We start from the raw sequence: 18,878 nt of genomic DNA, 5'->3' as shown, positions 1-18,878 counted from the left end.
AAGATAAAAAAGCGCCGCTGATTCAAGGGCGCTTTTTATTTTTGCGAAGCCGTATAACATGATCACACCCTTGTACAATTTACTGCTGACTTTGGTTTTTGAACTTCAAAGGCTTAACGCTAAACTGAGAAGAATGAACGAATTAAAAAGCGAGGAACGTTGTGGACGTCATTAAGGGAAAAGAACTACAGGTAGCCGACGCCGTTTATGCCTTCCAGCTGGACGGTCAGGGCGGCGTCACTGACATCAGCACGCAGTGCGTCGCGACGGACGAAAAACCTTGCTGGCTGCATCTGGATTACACTCGAGCGGAAAGCGAAAACTGGATAACCAACACGCCTGTCTTACCGGACACCGTGCGCGAGGCACTGGCCGGTGACAGCGTGCGACCGAAAGTCATCCGCATGGGCGAAGGCACGCTGATCACGTTGCGCAGCATCAATCTCAACGCCGATTCACGCCCGGATCAGCTGGTCACCATCCGCGTTTATCTCACCGATAAAATGATCGTCTCCACACGCCATCGCAAAGTGTTCTCAATGGAAGAGATGATTAACGACATGCAGCAGGGCAGCGGGCCGAAGAATACCGGCAGCTGGCTGGTGGAAATGTGCGATGCGCTGACCGACCACACCAGCGATTTCATCGAAGATTTGCACGATAAAATCATTGATATCGAAGACGACCTGATGGAACAACAGGTGCCGGAACGCGGTCAGATGGCACTGCTGCGTAAACAGCTGATCGTCCTGCGCCGGTATATGGCGCCGCAGCGCGACGTGTTCTCGCGTCTTTCCAGTGAGCGTTTGTCATGGATGAACGATGATGAGCGTCGTCTGATGCAGGAAATCTCGGACCGCTTAGGGCGCGGACTGGACGATTTGGACGGCAGCATTGCCCGCACAGCGGTGCTCTCGGATGAGATCAGCTCACTGATGGCCGATTCCCTCAACCGCCGCACCTACACCATGTCGATGCTGGCCATGGTCTTCCTGCCGACAACGTTTCTGACTGGCCTGTTCGGTGTCAATCTCGGCGGTATTCCGGGTAATTCATCACATTTGGGGTTTGGGATTTTCTGTGTGTCGCTGGTGGTGCTGGTGGGCGGCGTCGCATGGTGGCTGAAGAAAAGCCGCTGGCTGTAGGGCGGAAAGCTGCCGAAAAAAACAAAAAAAAGCCGGTCAGAAGACCGGCGTCGTTCGAATCAAAAAGTGCTATGCATTAATTCTAAAAATTTGGAAATAAGACAATATGGAGCACAACGCCCATCGCTTGACGTTGCATTCACCTGCGGAATGGATAGTGCACCGATTCAGCGCTGCTAATGTTGATTTGGCTCAATCTTTTTGAGGTTTCTGTGCTGTCAGCCCGGTCTGTGTGGATTTGTGCCACGCGGATCTCAAAACTTACGATCAGGAGTCTGTTTTGCACACCGGAGAAATGATTCATCAGGCGTATGAAAATACGACCGAAAGGACGCTGAATTTATGGAAAGCTCAGGGAGAAACCGGTGCAGTCAGAACCGAACCCTTCTATCATCCGACCAGACTGGCCATCACCAGCGGTAATCGCGCAGGGGCCGTAATGACCGGCCTGTTGTCTGATTTAACCACCGCTGCACAGGGCGATAAACGGGCGGATGTCGCCCCGCCAGACGGCATGCATTTTACGTTTTTTGCGATCACTCAGGCGCTCTATGAACGGTCGGAAGACGCCGAAGGTCTCGCCGGGCTGGTGAGTATTTTCGAACAGCACTGTGCCGAACATGTGATGAAAATCAGCGATTTAAAACTTGTCGCGCTGCCCAATCAACTGCTACTGGCCGGTATTCCCGACAGTGAAAGTTTGCGCGTCAGGCAGTCTCTGGTGGAGCATCTGCTGGCAACAAAATGGGCGGGAAAAATTAAAGATCGCTACCCCAACGCTGCCATTCCGCAAATTTTCTGGCACAGCACGCTGCTGCGTTACAGCGCTGAGTTTATGCCTGAACCGCTGCGGGCATTCTTTCGCGAAAATCAGCATAAGAATTTTGGCTCAATCAGCCTGCCGGTAAAACTGGTGATGACCAACTACAACTGGACCGACACAATTTTTCTTTCCTGAAAAGCAAAAGCCCGCATGAGCGGGCTTTCAAATCTTCACGGCTGTTTCGCGAGATGTTATTTAATTTCCAGCACGTTCAGGCGCTCCACCGGGGCGACGGCTTCATCGTCTTCCGGCTGCCAGCCGACCGGTTGCATAGGAATATCTTCACGATCGAACGCCAGATCCCCGCCGTCAACGACTTCGCCACCGTGCTGGATCCCTTTAAAATCGAAGAGATTCATATCATTGAGGTGTGAAGGCACCACATTTTGCATCGCACTGAACATGGTTTCGATACGGCCCGGATATTTTTTGTCCCAGTCTTTCAGCATGTCGCCGATCACCTGACGTTGCAGGTTTGGCTGTGAACCGCACAGGTTACAAGGGATGATCGGGTATTCGCGTGCAATCGCAAAACGCTCGATATCTTTTTCACGGCAGTACGCCAGTGGCCGGATGACGATGTGTTTACCGTCGTCACTCATCAGTTTAGGTGGCATACCTTTCAGCTTGCCGCCGTAGAACATGTTGAGGAAGAGGGTTTGCAGGATGTCATCGCGGTGATGGCCGAGTGCAATCTTAGTACAGCCCAGTTCCGTCGCGGTGCGGTACAAAATCCCACGGCGCAGACGAGAGCACAGGGAGCAGGTGGTTTTGCCTTCCGGAATCTTATCTTTCACGATAGCGTAAGTATCTTCGGTCACTATCTGGTATTCCACACCGAGTTCTTCCAGATACGCGGGCAGAATATGCGCCGGGAAACCGGGTTGCTTCTGGTCAAGATTAACGGCAATCAGTGAGAAGTTCACCGGTGCACTTTTTTGCAAATTGCGCAAAATTTCCAGCATGGTGTAACTGTCTTTGCCGCCTGACAGGCACACCATAATGCGGTCACCTTCTTCGATCATGCCGAAGTCAGCAATGGCTTTACCGACGTCACGACGCAGGCGTTTCTGGAGCTTGTCGATGTTATATTTTTCTTTTTGAATTGGACTTGTCACAAATTTCTCTTTCGCAAAATCGCGGCGCACAGGCCGCCAGTGTCTATGCGCAGTAGGGTACGGATTTTGCCGCCTGCTGTCAGGTAGATTTTGTGAAAATCAGGGGTTTTTTGTGCGCATAAAACCGCCAAAAAACTTCCATTTGTCTGAATCTCTCCTGAATGTGAAATTTCTGACTATAGTTAATAGACTCATTGTTAAGTAAAAACCCCAATTCAGGAGGGAAGATATGAAAAGGAAAAACCTTATTGCCGCGTCGCTGGCTGCCGTCTCCATACTTTTTGTTGCAGGCTGCGCATCGAATCAGGCAATAAAAACGACGGACGGAAAAACCATCGTAACGGACGGTAAACCTCAGGTCGATGACGATACCGGTCTGGTGTCGTACAAAAATGCTGAGACTGGTAAAACAGAGCAGATTAACCGCGATCAGGTTAAAAACATGAGCGAGTTGGATAACTAATTTATCCAATCAACGTGACAAAGGAGAGAACGATGAACAGGAAATTGATTCTGCCACTAGCCGCATTAATCAGTGTCGCAGCGTTGTCAGGCTGCACCCGTACCAGCTATGCCATTCAGACTAATGATGCGCGAACCATCATCAGCGACGGTAAACCAAAAGAAGCCGAAACTGGCCTGTTGGAATATACCGATGCTAACGGTGTGAAACAGCAAATCAGTAAAACTGAAGTTAAGCAGGTGACGGAGCTTCCAAACTAATATCGCTTTTTGTCTGTTTTTTCCGACATCTCAACCCGCTGACAAGCGGGTTTTTTTATGGACTTGCACCGCAGATCTGACCCGCGTCCCGCTGAAACAGCCTGGCCAGTGGTAAATAAAAATGCAGAACTTCGCACCGCAAAGCTCTGCATCGTTTTCTCACCCCCGCAATTACCTCTGCGACGTCACGATTTTCGCTTTATCCGCCGTCGCGGCTTTTTTTGCATTGGCAGCGGACATGCCTTTCTCCGCACTGTGATGTAAGAACCAGCCAAAGATCAGAATCGCCAGCGCGCACAGCAGGAACAGGAATCGTCCCCACAACGGGTTCGGTACCAGCACCATCAGCAGTAAACCGGCACCCATGTACATCGAAATACGTCCGATTTTATCGCGTTGCAGCCGGTCGAACTCATCCTGCTCGTTATCGGCATATACCGGTGTTTCCATATCGATGAAGAACTGTTTGCGCTGCGCTTCGCGTGCGGTATTGGCTTCGCGGTAAAACAGGCGGGTCAGACAGAAGAATCCGCCGGTGAATACCATGTGCGCGAAAATGTTCCACATGATCGCCACGTCCAGCAATTCACGCGCAGTCAGCGTGATACCGAGAAGACGGGCGACGTCCGGCGCGGTAAACACGTTGGCAACCACATACGACACGCACAGCCCGAACAGCACGGTGGCCCAGCCCGCCCAGTCCGGCGTTTTCCGGATAAATACGCCAAGGAACAGGGGCACGACAATCGGCGCCTGCATCAGCGTGCCGACTTTCATCATCAGATCAAAAAGGCTGACGGTCTGCATCGTGTGCATGTACTGCGCGACCAGGATCACCAGCACACCGTTCACCACGCAGGCTATCTGCCCGACGCGCAGCTGATACTTGTCGCTGCGCGCGCCGTTACGGTTGACGATCGGCGTCCAGAAGCTGCGCACAAAAATCCCAGAGTTACGGTTCAGGGCGCAATCCATGGAGGACATCGTTGCGGCAAACAGTCCGGCCATCAGCAGGCCAACGGTGCCGAGTGGCATGGCGCGTTCTGCAAAAATCAGATACACCGCATCGGTCGCGTTTTTCCCCAACTCAGGGTGTGCGGTGGCGGCGTCCGGATACAGAACGGCGACCGCCCAAGGCGGGATGAACCAAATCAGAGTACCGACAAACATCAGCACCAGCGCGAACAACGCCGCTTTTTTGGCATTGAAACTGTCTTTGGCATTCAGAAAACGATAGGAATCCTGAAGATTATTGATGCTTTGCACGTTCTTGATGAAGAAGAACAGGAAGCAGGCCACCAGCAGTGAGATGTAATGCGGCCCGACGTCCGGCCCGGTAAAGAAGCCTGACGGGAACTCGGTCACCAGTTTGACCGGTCCGCCGACCTTAAACAGCGCCACCACCGCGCAGGCAATCGAAATAATCGCCACCACCAGCGTTTGCACAAAATCACTCGCTACCACGCCCCATGCGCCGCTCAGTAAAGAAATCACCAGCACCACCACGCCGGTTACCCACAGCGTGAGCGTGATGTCGTGCTTGAACACCGCGCTGGCAAATACCGCCAGACTGTTCAGCCACACACCGGCGCTCAGAATACTGAGCGGAATAATCATCCAGGTGAAAAACTGTTCGTTACCTTTGCCAAAGCGGTGGTTGATGGCCTCGGTGGCCGTATCGACCCGCAGCTGGCGAAAACGCGTGGCGAACCACCACCAGGCAATGAGATAGCCGAACACGTTACCCGCGAACACGCTGACCACGTTGAAACCGTAGCGGTAGGCCTGCCCGGCGGCGCCGGTGAAAGTCCAGGCGCTGAACTGGATCATGAACGCGGTTGCGCCAACCATCCACCAGAGCATTCGCCCGCCGCCGCGAAAATAGTGGCTCGAGGAGCCGGACGCCATCTTTTTGAAGGCATAACTGATAGCAATCATTAAGACGAAGTAACCGATCATGACCAGAACATTGATATCCATTGTCGTTACTCTCTCATTTGTAGGTGAGGTATTTTTGGTTATGTATTGAGCAAGAGTAGAAGAGACTAATGGAATTAAAAGTCCGACAAATAAGAAATGCTTAGTTTGTTATCGATTTGTGAAGTCGGTCACTTGCTGGGCTATTTGTGGCTTTTTCAGCCAATTCTGACTGGCGCTTATGAGCGTTCGTTGCTTTATTAGTAGTACTAAAGCGAACGAAACCGTTGTAACCGGAGAACGCATGACGTTATTTAAGTGCCGTACCGTTGAGGTGAAACAGCTAGCTGCAGCGTTAATTATGATGTTTGGCAGCGCGGGAGCATTCGCCGCTGAACCGGCATTTCTCAATACCGCCCAAATGGAAGTGGTGCGCCAGCAACTGCACAACAATACGGCTGCACCGCAGACCTCAGACGCATACCGTCATCTGCTGGCGGCCGCGGATTCAGCGCTAAACAAGCCCAATCTCAGCGTGACCGACAAAGGTATGACGCCACCCAGCGGTTCGAAACACGACTATCTCAGCCTGAGCGCGTACTGGTGGCCGGACGACAGCAAACCCGATGGTCTGCCGTGGATCCGCAAGGACGGGCGCGTCAATCCGGCCAGTAAAAACGATCAAAACGACGGCGTAAGGCTGGCGGATTTTACCGCGCGGGTGCAGAACCTGACGCTGGCCTGGTATTTCTCCGGTGAACAGAAATACGCCGATAAAGCCGCCAGCCTGCTGCGTGCCTGGTTCACCACCCCGGAAACGCGCATGAATCCGAATCTGAATTTTGCGCAGGGTGTGCCGGGAATTTCGCCCGGTCGCAACGCCGGTGTGCTGGATGGCCGCTATTTCTCCACGCGCATTGTGGATTCACTGGTGTTACTGCGCGGAAATCCTGCGTGGAGCGACAACGACGAACAGCAACTCCACGCGTGGATGACCGACTATCTGCACTGGCTTCAGGGCAGCAAAATCGCGAAGAAAGAAGGGCGCACCGAGAACAATCACGGCAACTGGTACGTGACGCAGGTGTCAGGCATCGCGTGGTATCTCGGCGATAAAGCCGTGATCCGCGATATGGCCACGCTGATGAAAAGTAAGCTCGACGTGCAGCTTAAGCCCGATGGCACGCAGCCTGCCGAACTGGCGCGCACCCGTTCTTTCCATTACAGCTATTTCAATTTGCAGGCGGTCAGCATGATGGCGGTGCTGGCGCAGAAAAACGGTATCGATCTTTGGCACTACAAAACGCCGCAGGGCGGCAGTCTGCTGACCTCGCTGGATTTCATGGCGCGGTTCACCGATCCGACCGTGGCGTGGCCGTATAAAACCATCGACCAGATCCGCGTTCGTCCGCTGCCACTGCTGTCCTGGGCAGATAATTCTACCGGCCAGCCGCGCTATCAGCAGAAGATCCGTAGTGCGACCTTCACAGTGCCGCCTGCGGATAAAAGTAAAAAAATGGCCGGTGGCTATCACGAAGACGTAACACGCGGCGCGGTGATGGAAGCCGAACGGGAAACCTGGCTGCTTTCGCTACCGTCATTTGCCACGGGTTACGTTGCACCGCAGGAGAGTGGAAAATGAGTCACTGGCAGCCGTTACTGATATCCGTTGCCGACGCTGAAAAACTGCGCGGGCAGATGGATGCTGATTCCCTGCTGGGTGCGGCGCTGCGCGAGCAAATTCTCTCGCTGGAACGTTATATGGCGCAACCGCAGAGCATTCCCGGTCACGGTGAAGCGGGGGGCCCCGAGCATACACGGCACAAGCAAAACTACCTTTATATCAATCTGGCAGGGCGGTTGTTCCTCATTACTGGCGAGGCGCGCTACCGCGATTTCGCGCTGGCGTTGCTGACCGGTTATGCCGACATTTTTCCTTCGCTCGGCAGCGCTGTCAGCAAAGACAGCAATGCGCCGGGACGGCTTTTCCATCAGACGCTGAATGAAAATATGTTTTGGCTGTACGCCGTCGAAGGCTACCACTGCCTGATCCCATCGCTCAGTCAGGAAACCTGCACGCACATTGAAAACAATCTGTTTCGCGTGATGGCGGATGATGCGCTTAACCGCCACAGCAAGGATTTCGATATTGTGCACAACCACGGCATCTGGTCGGTGGCGGCGGCAGCTATCAGCGGTTATGTGCTCGGCGATTTATCACTGGTCGAAAAAGCGCTCTATGGCATGAAGGGCGACAGCGAAAGCGGCGGATTTTATGCCCAACTCAGCCAGCTGTTTTCACCGGACGGTTACTACATCGAAGGGCCGTATTATCACCGCTTTGCGCTGCGGCCTTTACTGTTGCTGAGTGAGGCGATTGAACGCCGTCAGCCGGAATTACAGATTTATCAGTTCCGTGATCAGATCATCCGTAAAACCTGCGAAGCGCTGATGCAGACCGCTTTCCCCGACGGAACCTGGCCTGCGCTCAACGACTCCTCCAAAACCATTAATATCCGCGATGACGGCGCAGTTATCGCCGCCAGCGTTTGCTATCACCGCTATCTGCATAACCCGCAGTGGGTCGCCGTCGCCCGGCAACAACGGACCGTTTGGGTCAGCCCGGCGGCGCTGGCATTATCCGCAGCATTGCAAAGCACGCCGCCGCAACTCTGCAGTTGGGGAAGCGTCGAATTGCGCGACGGGCCGGAGGGCGCGCAGGGCGGTCTCGGAATATTGCGCAGCACAGATCAGGACATGGCGCTGATGTGGTACGGCCAGCACGGTAGCATTCCGCGCCTGCACTCGGCGCTCAATCACGGGCATTTCGACGGCCTGCACCTCAGCTTGTTCAACCGTGGCCGTGAGTTTTTACGCGATTACGGGTTTGGCCGCTGGGTGAATGTCGAACCCAAGTTCGGCGGGCGCTACATTCCCGAAAACAACAGCTACTGCAAACAGACCGTCGCGCACAACACCGTGGTGGTGGATAAACAAAGTCAGCACGGCGGGCAAAGTCTTGAAGCCGAAAAACGCTGGGGCGAACGCCATTTCTTCGTCACAGACAGTCCGGTCGGACAGGGAATGAGCGCACGACTGAATGACTATTATCCCGGCGTGGCGCAGCAGCGCAGCGTGCTGATGCTGGATTTACCGGAGCTTGGCTCGCCGCTTATCGTCGATGTGTTCCGCCTGACCAGCCAGCAGCCGCATTGTTACGATTATTGCCTGCATCACCTCGGTCAGTTAGTGCGCAGCGACGTGGTGCTTGATGTCGCGAAAGTACTGAAACCGCTGGGCGACAATCACGGGTATCAGCATCTTTGGGGCTGCGCACGCGGCACGGTGGCGGCGGGAGACTCGGCGTTATTCAGCTGGCTAGACGGTGAGGGTTACCGGACACTGATCAGCGCCTTTCCTGATGGCGGCGAACTGATCGTGGCCCGCACCGGCGCCAGCGATCCGCATTTCAACCTTCGCAATGAACCGGCGCTGATACTGCGTACTCACGGTTCTAATGCCATTTTTGCCAGCGTGTTTGAAACACACGGTTATTTCGATGAAGCCACCGAAACTTCACTCGATGCGCGTGGCGACGTCACAAGCGTCAGCGTGGTCAGCCACGATGATCAGCAAACTGAAATTAACATTCTCTTCACGGAAAACCGGACGCTGAACGTCCGCATCAATAACCGCGCCGCGCCGACAGCGGAAAACGCTTTCAGCGTGGCGTGGCAATCCGTTTCACCTCTGAACATCCCTGAAAAATGAAGGAGCACGCATGTTTAACGATCTGAAAGGCCAGCGAGTTTTGATTACCGGTTCAACGAAAGGCATCGGTCTGGCGGCAGCAAAAGCTTTCGCGGCGGCAGGCGCGAAAGTAGGCATTAATGGTCACCGTCACGATGCCAGCCTCGAACAACTGGCGGCGGAAATCGCCAAAAACGGCGGTGAAGTCGCGTACTTTGGCGCGGACGTCACGAAATCTGCCGAATGCGAGGCGTTGGTAGCGAACTTCGTTGAACGCTTTGGCGGTATCGACGTGCTGATCAACAACGCGGGTGGTCTCGGCGGACGTCAGGGGCTGGAAAACATTGACGACGAATTTTACGATCATGTGATGGATCTCAACGCCCGTTCGGCGCTGATGGTCACCAAATTCGCCATCCCGCATCTGCGTCATTCTGCCAGACAGAGCGGCAAAACGACGTCGGTTATCAGCACCGGCTCCATCGCCGGACGTGAAGGCGGCGGGCCGGGCGCGAGTTTGTACGCGGCCTCGAAGGCGTGGCTGCACAACGTACACCGCAACTGGGTGAAGGAATTCACCAAAGACAATATCCGCTTCAACGTAGTTTCACCGGGCACCATCGACACCGTTTTCCACGCCGATAAAAGCCCGGAAGTGCGCGAGAAAATCGCCGGCAGCATCGCCATGGGCCGCTTCGGTACCAGCGAAGAGCTGGCACCGAGCTTCTTGTTTTTCGCCTCCCATGCGTGCAGCGGCTATATCACCGGTCAGATATTGGACGTTAACGGCGGCCAGATGGCGCCATAGCGCACAGTTCGTGAGTTTCCTCGCGGCGGACGCATGCAGCGTTTCGCCGCCTGAACTATGCTGTCGGCAATCTGCACATAAAAAGGGAATAGCATGACGATGCAGTTTGAAACCGCCGCTGGTATGACGCGCGGCCTTAATACTCATATTGCCCGTGATATCGCCCGTAAAATTCTCTCCGGCGAACTGGCCTGCGGTGCCATTTTGCCGAGTGAAATCGAGCTCGGCGAGCAGTTTGGCGTCAGCCGCACGGCCTTACGCGAAGCGCTGAAACTGCTCACGTCGAAAGGTCTGCTGGAATCCCGCCCGAAAATCGGCACGCGCGTAAAAGAGCGTCCGCAATGGAATATGCTCGATCCGCAACTGCTGGAGTGGATGCAGGGCATGGAAGCGACCGAAGAGATTTATCATCAGTTTCTTGAATTTCGCAAAGCCATCGAACCGCACGCCACTGCGCTTGCTGCCGTCAACGCCAGCAAAGAACAGCGGATCGAGCTCTCGCGGATCTATCGCCAGATGTGTCACGTCGCGGAAAATTTCGACGCGCAGGCGTGGGTAGACATCGACACCCAGTTTCACAGGATGATTTTCATCTCCTCCGGCAATTGCTTTTACGTCCCGTTCGGCAATGTGCTGACCACCATTTTCAAATGGTTTTTCGAATTTTCCTCAAAGGAAGGTGGAATGTGTCTGAACGAACATAAAAGGATTTACGAAGCGATCATGGCGGGGGACGAGGGGGAAGCTTATTCAGCATCATTGAGTTTGATGAAGGGGCATAAGCATCGGCTTGGATCAGGGGGGTAATTCAACTTCAAGTTGAATTCAAATTCAAGGTCAAGGTCAAGGTCAACACCGTGGGTTGCCACCCACACCGGCCCAAAGGACGCGTAAACGCGCGCCCTCTGGACTCCCGGGTTTTTTAAAACATGTGCCATGCATCCTGGCTCTGTTTCAGATATTACCGCTATTGCCGCAAAATCCCGCCGCTGCGCGATGCCCTTCGCTCGGGTTACAACCCGCGCAAAAAGACGCGCGGTTTTCCACCTCTCGCTACGGCGCGATTTTTGAACGCGGCCAGACACTTTTTAGGTCACAACCTCACCGACTCAGGACGAAAAAAGAAAATAAAAAAATAGAAAAATAGAAAATAGAAAATGACTTGGTCTTGTCTTTGAAAATGGTGAGATGGCGCGATCAAAAAATCCTGCTGAACGGAGCGGGCTGGAGACCCTAGGCTCCAGCACCGAGAGAAGGTACCGCGCAGCGGCAGGGTTTTGCGCCACCCTCATTAGCCGCAGAACAGGTCCATCATTCCCGCGATAGCGCTTTTTAAAATAAACGCAGGATTGTTAAGGGGCGCGTTTACGCCCCTTAACCCGGTGTGGGCCGGCGCCCACGACTTTGACCTTGACGTTGATTTAAAAGCTGACCTTAGTCAGCACTTTTCCCCGCCAGCATGGCCAAAAACTCATACTTCTGCTTCAGCTCTTTCTCTGCCGCCGCATACAACGCGGTGGCGACTTCCGGCTGCTGGGCGTTGAGCCTGCGGAAACGCTGTTCGTTGTTGAGCGTATCCGTCAGCCCTGCGCCCGGCGGACGGGAGTCCAGCGCCAGTGCCGGTTTACCTTCCTCCACGCGACGCGGATCAAACCGGTACAGCGGCCAGAATCCGGTAGTGGTCAGCTGTTTCATCTGATCATGGCTGAGCGCAAGGTCATAGCCGTGCTCCTCGCACGGGCTGTACGCGATAATCAGCGACGGCCCCGGATAGGCTTCGGCTTCCTGTATGGCTTTCACCGTCTGGTTCAGCTGCGCGCCAAGCGAAATCTGTGCAACGTACACATGCCCATACATCATCATGCTGACGCCCAGATCTTTGCGCGATTTGCGCTTGCCCTGTTCGGCGAATTTCGTGACCGCGCCGAGCGGGGTGGCTTTCGACTGCTGACCACCGGTGTTGGAATAACACTGGGTATCAAGCACCAGCACGTTGACGTTTTCAGTCAGGCTGAGGACGTGATCCAGACCGCCGAAGCCGATGTCGTAAGCCCAGCCGTCACCGCCAATCAGCCAGATGGATTTATCCACTAAGTGATCGGCGTCGGTCGCCAGCTGACGGGCGTCAGGGGTATCGATATCCGCCAGAATTTTACGCAGCGCGGTGACATGTTCACGTTTTACTTCCGGCGCGACGGTGTCGTCACGCAGGCCACCCAGCAATTCAGCCGGAATATGTTCTTCCAGTGATGCCACCAGACGCAGTACGCGGCGACGGTGCTGATCGACCGTCAGGCGAAAGCCCAGACCGAACTCGGCGTTGTCTTCAAACAGCGAGTTTGCCCATGCAGGGCCCCGGCCTTCGGCGTTGGTGGTGTACGGCGTCGACGGCAAATTACCACCGTAAATCGAGGAGCAACCGGTAGCGTTAGCAATCAGCAAACGATCGCCGTACAGCTGGGTGATGAGCTTAATATAAGGCGTTTCGCCACAACCGGAGCAGGCACCGGAATACTCGAACAGCGGAGTGATCAGCTGCGAGGTGCGGATATCGATGCGCTCCAGCGTGATTTTATCAATTTCAGGCAGCTTGAGGAAGAAATCGTAGTTGGCGCGTTCGACTTCCAGATGCTCAATGCGGTCGGCCATGTTGATGGCTTTAATCGACGGATCCTGACGATCTTTCGCCGGGCAGACTTCGACACACAAATTACAGCCAGTGCAGTCTTCCGGTGCGACCTGAAGCACGTATTTCTGACCACGCATATCGCGGGATTTCACGTCCAGCGACTGCAATGCCGACGGCGCGCTTTCCATTTCCTGCGGCTGGACCACTTTGGCGCGGATCGCGGAATGCGGGCAGGCGGCGACGCAGTGGTTGCACTGAGTACACAAATCCGGCTTCCAGATCGGCACTTCTTCGGCAATATTGCGTTTCTCCCACTGCGTGGTGCCGGTCGGCCAGGTACCGTCCGGCGGGAATGCTGAAACCGGCAGCGCATCGCCAAGCCCTGCCAGCATCGCGGCAGTCACCGTTTTAACGAAATCCGGTGCGGCATCGGAGACAATCGGCGGACGTTTATGCGGATTTTGTGGGATCGGCTCCAACGGTACGGCAACCAGTTGTTCCAGCGTCGCGCCGAGCGCCATCCAGTTGCGGGTGACCACGTCTTCGCCTTTGCTGCTGTAGCTGCGGGCAATTGCGCCCTGCAATTCTTTTAGCGCTTCATCACCTGGCAGAATTTTGGTCAGGTGGAAAAAGGCCATCTGCATGACGGTATTAATACGCGCGCCGAGGCGGCATTCGCGAGCAATTTTCGCGGCGTTGATGACGTAGAAACGCGCTTCGCGCTGATGCAGCGTAGCCTGAACTTCCAGCGGTAGTCTCGCCCAGACTTCTTCGGCGCTGAAGGGCGTATTCAGCAGGAAGATCCCACCGTGGCGCAGGCGTTCGGCCATCTGATACAGGTCGATAAACTGCCACTGATGACAGGCAACGAAATGAGCCTGTGTCACCAGATAGGCGGATTTGATCGGGTTTTCGCTGACACGCAGGTGCGATACCGTGAGGCCACCGGCCTTTTTGGAGTCGTAAACGAAATAGCCCTGCGCGTACATCGGTGTGCTGTTGCCGATAATCTTGATATTGTTCTTGGTCGCTGAGACGGAACCGTCGCTCCCCAGCCCGTAGAACAAGGCTTCCAGCGAGGCGCGTTCAGGCAACTCTTCTTCAATTACCGGCAATGAAAGGCCGGTCACGTCGTCATAAATCCCTACGGTAAAGCGCGGACGCGGCTGGCTGAGCGACAGTTCGCGAAACACGGAAAGCACGCAGTCGGGGCCGAATTCTTTCGAGGACAATCCGTAGCGTCCGCCGATCACTTTTGGCAGCGAATCGCGTTCGCCGCGTGAATAGGCTTCCGCCAGCGCGGTCATTACGTCGAGATAAAGCGGCTCCGCCAGTGCGCCTGGTTCTTTAGTGCGATCGAGCACCGCGATGCTTTTGACACTTTGTGGCAGTACGGCCAGCAGATGTTCTGCACTGAACGGACGATACAGACGCACCTTCAATACACCGACTTTTTCGCCGCGTGCGTTCAGGGTTTCAATGACTTCTTCGGCGGTGCCGATACCCGATCCCATCAGCACAATCACGCGTTCAGCCTGCGGATCGCCGACGTATTCGAACGGCTTATATTGACGGCCGGTGAGGGCGGCAAAAGCATTCATGGCGTCAATGACGTGCTGGCAGGTGGCGTTGTAATACGGGTTGGTGGCTTCGCGCGACTGGAAGAAGGTGTCCGGATTGGCGGACGTGCCGCGAATGACCGGATGATCGGGCGAAAGTGCGCGTGCGCGGTGGGCGTCGATTTGCGCCTGAGGCAGCATCTGCTGGAGCGTATCGTCACTCAGCGGCGCGATTTTATTGATTTCGTGCGAGGTGCGGAAACCGTCGAAGAAATGGATAAACGGCACGCGGCTGTTGAGGCTGGCGACCTGTGAAATCAGCGCGAAATCCTGGGCTTCCTGCACGCTGGCGGCAGAGAGCAGGGCGCAACCGGTCTGGCGAACGGCCATGACATCTGAATGATCGCCAAAAATCGACAGCGCATGCGTTGCGACGGTGCGGGCAGCAACATGCAGCACAAACGGCGTCAGTTGACCGGCCAGTTTGTACAGTACCGGGATCATCAGCAGCAGACCCTGCGACGAAGTAAAAGAGGTGGACAGCGCGCCGGTTTGCAACGCGCCGTGGACAGTGGAAATCGCCCCGGCCTCCGACTGCATTTCCATTACCGTCGGGACATCGCCCCACACGTTTTTCTTCCCTTCGCCAGACCATGCGCCTGCAATTTCGGCCATGGTAGAACTCGGCGTGATCGGGTAGATAGCAATCACTTCGTTAGTACGATAAGCCACGGAAGCGACTGCGTTATTACCGTCAGTGGTGATCATGGAATACCCTTTGCTTGCTCACAAAAACAGGCCAGCAAACTTTTGGTTATGCTGGCAAGAATGATAAAAGCTTAGCAGAGGGCGGAATAATCAATTTATCCTGATTGTGTGCATGGGTTTTTATTAGTCAGGTGAATGATTTGGCTTGCGCAGGAAAGAAAAGTGTTTCGGTTTATGAACAAAAGCCCGTTTTTTAGGAAAAAGTTGATGTTCTTTCGCAGGAGGACTCGACGCAGATGAAAAACGTCGGATATGATGACCGTTCTAAAAAAATCCCCGCTACAACCTACTTTTCAGGAGCAGGACAGATGATCACTGCGTTTCGCGTGTTACTGGCCACCGGCGTGCTGGTGTTAGCCGCCTGCAGCAGCCATGAAGATTCGGCTGATGTTCCACAAAAAGGCAACAGCGTGAATGTCGGCGCGCGTACCGTGAATATGGACAGCCCGGCTTATGCAGCCTGTTCGATGGCGGGCGGGCAATTGCGACTGGCACCGCAGCTTGATGGCAGCCGCGTCGGGATGTGCTCCATGTCAAATGGTCGCCAGTGTTCAGAAACGGCATTAATGCAAGGCCGCTGTACTGCGGGATAAACGCCAAACTCAGGTTTGGCGTTTTTGCAGGTAAGTTGGGTGATTACATGCGGTCTTTCAGGCGGTATACCAGCGTATGTTTACCCTGGGTCAGGGTCAGTTTATGATCCTGTAAGTTTAATGCCGCGCCATTGTTGAGCACTTCACCGATCACCTGATCCCATTTATTGAGATTTTCGTCGCTGCACAGAATGCGGGTTGAGGCCAGACCTTTGACGGTCAGCACGCTGTTTTGCAGTTCACCCTGTCCGAAGAAGTTATTACACATCTTGCCGGAAACGTGCATTTTCTCACCGAACTCAATCTCCGGAATGCGCCCCTGCGCGACGGGAACGGTCTGGCCGTCAACGCTCAGCAGCTCAAAACGATGATGCTGTAAGTCGGTTTGTTTAACCGCCGTGTTCTGATTCATGCTGCATGCGCTCAGAGCCATGGCCGTAGCCAGAATAAACAGTGCCTTTTTCATCTTCTCTCCTGAGATATATTCCATCCGCATCCATCTTGTCGATAGATTCACCTGACAAATGCGTCATTTTCTCGGCTATTATAGCGTGAATAGGTTAAGGCGTTAACCCTTTACCTTTGTGCAATTTATCGCCTCCCGCGACCGCGTTATTCACCCCTGAACCCAATACGATTGTCGAAAGTGAAACTAACATCACTGTCGTTTACGCCACAGTGCCACCGCGCTATATGGACTTGTCATCGTTATTACGGTCTAATCATTACATCGAAAATTATCGTTTATAATATGCGTGAGGATATAAAGGAATACGCCATTTTCACAATTAACCGGTGAAGAGATGAAGATATTACGCGTCGATGATTTCTTTCTTTCAGACGAACATGCGTTCAGCTTATTTGATATGCACCATCAGATGATGGAGGATGTCCACGCGCACGAATTTGATGAACTGGTCATTGTCCGCCACGGCAGCGGATTTCATATTATTAATGATCAGGTGCAGTTTATTTGTCAGGGCGATTTCTTTCTGGTGTCTGCCAGTGATATTCACTGCTATGAATCGGCAAATGAATTGTCCGTGATTAATATTTTGTTGCACCGGACCCGGCCTTTTCATTTTATTAAAAATATTGATGTATTAAAAGAAGGGGTAAGGGAGCGAACATCGCCGCTAAAAAATAAACGGGTGGCGTTGAGTGAGATTGAACTGGAAGCCGTTATCCGGCTGGCGGGCGTGATGAATAATAAAAGCGATCTCGATTCCGATGCGGATTATTTTTCTTCTACCGAGTCAGCGCTGCTTTCCATCATCAGCTTACTTTATTGCTGCGCGACGAAAAAAGAAGAAAAATCAGGCCGGACAGAAAGCGGCAAGCGTTACCTGCTCAACCATCTTCTTGAAAACTACCACTGCGCTATCAGCTGGCAGGGGTTGTGCGAAACCAGCGGTATTACTAAGCGAACCATGTTTCGTTTTATAAAACAGACCACCGGATATACACCAGAGAAATTCCAGTTACGCTACCGGTTGCTTAAAACCCAGGAATTATTACGCACCACGGATTACGCCATTGGTGAAATTGCGCTGATGTGCGGATTTACCCATCACGCCAGGCTGACGGAAGCCTATAAAAAGCAATTCTCGCGAACGCCTTCTCAGGAGCGCGCACGTGTGAGTAATAGTGTGATCTGATGACAACAAATAACATATTTAGATAAATCACAGGGAATAAAGAGATGAAGTGCTAATCATCACAATAACCTCTAAAGGAATCATTATGTTTATAATCAAACAACCCAATCCCTGGTACGTGGGTGTGGTATCAGGGATGGCATCTTATATTGATTCAGCCGCCATTGTTTCAAACGGTACCGCACTGGTGATATATCAAAAAGCGATCGGTACTTCGTCCTTTGAAATAGGAATTCTTTCCGGAATATTAACCTTATGCATTGCACTTGGCGCATTATTCGGTGGCAGGCTGGGGGATTGTTACGGGCGGCGAAGGGTATTTATAGCCACCATGATCATGATTATTGTTGGCACGCTGTTATTAGCGTTCGGCAATCATTTTTCGATGCTGTTAACCGGTACGGTTTTCGTCGGTCTGGCCACGGGCGCGGATTTACCGGTTTCGCTGGCGACCATTTCCGAAGCCGCCACGGATAAAAATCGCGGCAAAATTATTGGTCTGTCTAACCTGCTGTGGTTTCTGGGTATCGTCACCACGATGGCGATCTCCGCCGTGGTCGGCGGCTGGGGGCATGTCGGCGGACAGCTGATGTATCTGCACGTGTGCGCCGTGGCGGTGATTTTATTGGCACTGCGCTGCACGATCCCGGAATCCCCGATGTGGCTCACCGCCCGTAGTGAGTTCAAAAAAGGTCTGACCACGGTTCGCGCGCAGAAAGTGGCGTACCGGGATCTGGTCAAAGGCAAGTATCTGCTGCCCTTTGTCTCGTTGTGCATCTTCTATATGTTCACCAACCTGGCCGCCAATACCGGCGGGCAGTTCGGCACCTACGTCGCCGTCAATGTGGTCGGTATCAGCGTCGAGAAAAACTCTTTGTGGAATCTGCTGACCTTGCCGGTCGGCGTGATCGCCGGGCTATTGTTCATGCGCTTCGTCGATACGCCTAAACGTATCCCGACCTTTATCGTCGGCGCATTCTGCTTTGCCGGGGGCTTTTTCCTGCCGGTCATTTTTAACTTCTCGCCACTTTCCTGGTTCTGCTGCCTGTTCTTTACCGCGCTCGGCAGCGGCCTGGCTTTCGAAGGGATCATGAAAGTCTGGTCGCAGGAATCTTTCCCGACCATGCTGAGATCAACGGCGCAGGGCGTCATCGTGGCGATTTCCAGACTCTCCTGCGGGCTGCTGGCGTTTGTCACGCCATTATTACTCGATGCAGGACCTGTCGCGCTGTATTCAATTTTATCTACCATTGTCGCTTTGGGGTTATTTGTCGGTTGGTTATGTTTCCACGGCAAACAGCGAAATGAATTTAAGAGCGAGTCCGAAAATTATATTGAAGAAAACCGTTACCTTTCTCCGGGCTTGTCCGCAGAAAAAATCTGAACA

15 protein-coding genes are annotated in these 18,878 nt (G+C 53.6%); 11 read left to right on the top strand and 4 right to left on the bottom strand.

The window, feature by feature from the left end; translation table 11 throughout:
* The first annotated feature begins 161 nt into the window (after positions 1 to 161).
* Together zntB and ACMHLI_RS07755 are read left to right on the top strand one after the other, a co-directional pair.
* Positions 162 to 1,145, top strand: a complete 984-nt coding sequence (gene zntB / locus ACMHLI_RS07760) for a zinc transporter ZntB (RefSeq protein WP_413528953.1) — start codon at positions 162 to 164, stop codon at positions 1,143 to 1,145.
* A 280-nt stretch (positions 1,146 to 1,425) separates the two neighbouring features.
* Entirely contained in the window at positions 1,426 to 2,103 is a 678-nt protein-coding gene (locus ACMHLI_RS07755; RefSeq protein ID WP_413528952.1) for a hypothetical protein, read from the top strand.
* Positions 2,104 to 2,159: 56 nt separating this feature from the next.
* On the opposite strand, the gene ttcA is transcribed toward ACMHLI_RS07755, so the two are convergent.
* Positions 2,160 to 3,086, bottom strand: a complete 927-nt coding sequence (gene ttcA, locus ACMHLI_RS07750) for a tRNA 2-thiocytidine(32) synthetase TtcA (protein WP_413528951.1) — start codon at positions 3,084 to 3,086, stop codon at positions 2,160 to 2,162.
* A 229-nt stretch (positions 3,087 to 3,315) separates the two neighbouring features.
* Between ttcA and ACMHLI_RS07745 the strand changes: the two genes are divergently transcribed.
* The gene (locus tag ACMHLI_RS07745) at positions 3,316 to 3,549 is read left to right on the top strand and encodes a YgdI/YgdR family lipoprotein (RefSeq protein WP_056770372.1); all 234 of its coding nucleotides are present in this window, start codon (positions 3,316 to 3,318) and stop codon (positions 3,547 to 3,549) included.
* 32 nt (positions 3,550 to 3,581) lie between these two features.
* Positions 3,582 to 3,809 carry a YgdI/YgdR family lipoprotein gene (locus ACMHLI_RS07740; protein ID WP_413528950.1) on the top strand — a complete coding sequence of 76 codons (228 nt, stop codon included), beginning with the start codon at positions 3,582 to 3,584 and terminating at the stop codon, positions 3,807 to 3,809.
* A 171-nt stretch (positions 3,810 to 3,980) separates the two neighbouring features.
* Here the strand turns inward: ACMHLI_RS07740 and ACMHLI_RS07735 are convergent, their stop codons facing one another.
* Entirely contained in the window at positions 3,981 to 5,789 is a 1,809-nt protein-coding gene (locus ACMHLI_RS07735; protein WP_413528949.1) for a sodium:solute symporter family transporter, read from the bottom strand.
* A gap of 241 nt (positions 5,790 to 6,030) precedes the next feature.
* Between ACMHLI_RS07735 and ACMHLI_RS07730 the strand changes: the two genes are divergently transcribed.
* The 4 genes from ACMHLI_RS07730 (at position 6,031) to ACMHLI_RS07715 (ending at position 11,091) form a co-directional block, all read left to right on the top strand.
* Positions 6,031 to 7,368 carry an alginate lyase family protein gene (locus ACMHLI_RS07730; RefSeq protein WP_413528948.1) on the top strand — a complete coding sequence of 446 codons (1,338 nt, stop codon included), beginning with the start codon at positions 6,031 to 6,033 and terminating at the stop codon, positions 7,366 to 7,368.
* Positions 7,365 to 9,497 (top strand): heparinase II/III family protein, encoded by a 2,133-nt coding sequence (locus ACMHLI_RS07725; RefSeq protein ID WP_413528947.1) that lies wholly within the window; start codon positions 7,365 to 7,367, stop codon positions 9,495 to 9,497. The genes ACMHLI_RS07730 and ACMHLI_RS07725 overlap by 4 nt, the downstream gene beginning before the upstream one ends.
* A gap of 10 nt (positions 9,498 to 9,507) precedes the next feature.
* Positions 9,508 to 10,284 carry an SDR family NAD(P)-dependent oxidoreductase gene (locus ACMHLI_RS07720; RefSeq protein ID WP_413528946.1) on the top strand — a complete coding sequence of 259 codons (777 nt, stop codon included), beginning with the start codon at positions 9,508 to 9,510 and terminating at the stop codon, positions 10,282 to 10,284.
* 93 nt (positions 10,285 to 10,377) lie between these two features.
* Positions 10,378 to 11,091, top strand: a complete 714-nt coding sequence (locus tag ACMHLI_RS07715) for a FadR/GntR family transcriptional regulator (RefSeq protein WP_112167994.1) — start codon at positions 10,378 to 10,380, stop codon at positions 11,089 to 11,091.
* Between the two features lie 627 nt (positions 11,092 to 11,718).
* On the opposite strand, the gene nifJ is transcribed toward ACMHLI_RS07715, so the two are convergent.
* A complete protein-coding gene (gene nifJ, locus ACMHLI_RS07710) occupies positions 11,719 to 15,240 on the bottom strand; it encodes a pyruvate:ferredoxin (flavodoxin) oxidoreductase (protein WP_413528945.1) in 3,522 nt (1,173 codons plus the stop codon).
* Positions 15,241 to 15,548: 308 nt separating this feature from the next.
* Between nifJ and ACMHLI_RS07705 the strand changes: the two genes are divergently transcribed.
* Positions 15,549 to 15,833 carry a DUF333 domain-containing protein gene (locus ACMHLI_RS07705; RefSeq protein ID WP_413528944.1) on the top strand — a complete coding sequence of 95 codons (285 nt, stop codon included), beginning with the start codon at positions 15,549 to 15,551 and terminating at the stop codon, positions 15,831 to 15,833.
* Positions 15,834 to 15,876: 43 nt separating this feature from the next.
* On the opposite strand, the gene hslJ is transcribed toward ACMHLI_RS07705, so the two are convergent.
* Positions 15,877 to 16,299 (bottom strand): heat shock protein HslJ, encoded by a 423-nt coding sequence (gene hslJ, locus ACMHLI_RS07700; protein ID WP_413528943.1) that lies wholly within the window; start codon positions 16,297 to 16,299, stop codon positions 15,877 to 15,879.
* Between the two features lie 337 nt (positions 16,300 to 16,636).
* Here hslJ and ACMHLI_RS07695 point away from each other — a divergent pair, with 337 nt between their 5' ends.
* Both ACMHLI_RS07695 and ACMHLI_RS07690 read left to right on the top strand, forming a co-directional pair.
* Positions 16,637 to 17,491, top strand: a complete 855-nt coding sequence (locus ACMHLI_RS07695; RefSeq protein WP_413528942.1) for a helix-turn-helix domain-containing protein — start codon at positions 16,637 to 16,639, stop codon at positions 17,489 to 17,491.
* A gap of 85 nt (positions 17,492 to 17,576) precedes the next feature.
* Positions 17,577 to 18,875 (top strand): MFS transporter, encoded by a 1,299-nt coding sequence (locus tag ACMHLI_RS07690; RefSeq protein ID WP_413528941.1) that lies wholly within the window; start codon positions 17,577 to 17,579, stop codon positions 18,873 to 18,875.
* Positions 18,876 to 18,878 lie beyond the last annotated feature (3 nt).

Origin of the sequence: Rahnella inusitata (assembly GCF_965118895.1) — a bacterium.
Classification (GTDB): Bacteria; Pseudomonadota; Gammaproteobacteria; order Enterobacterales; family Enterobacteriaceae; genus Rahnella; species Rahnella inusitata_A.
The sequence above is the reverse complement of the archived record's forward strand: the minus strand, read 5'-3'. Positions and strand labels throughout refer to the sequence as shown.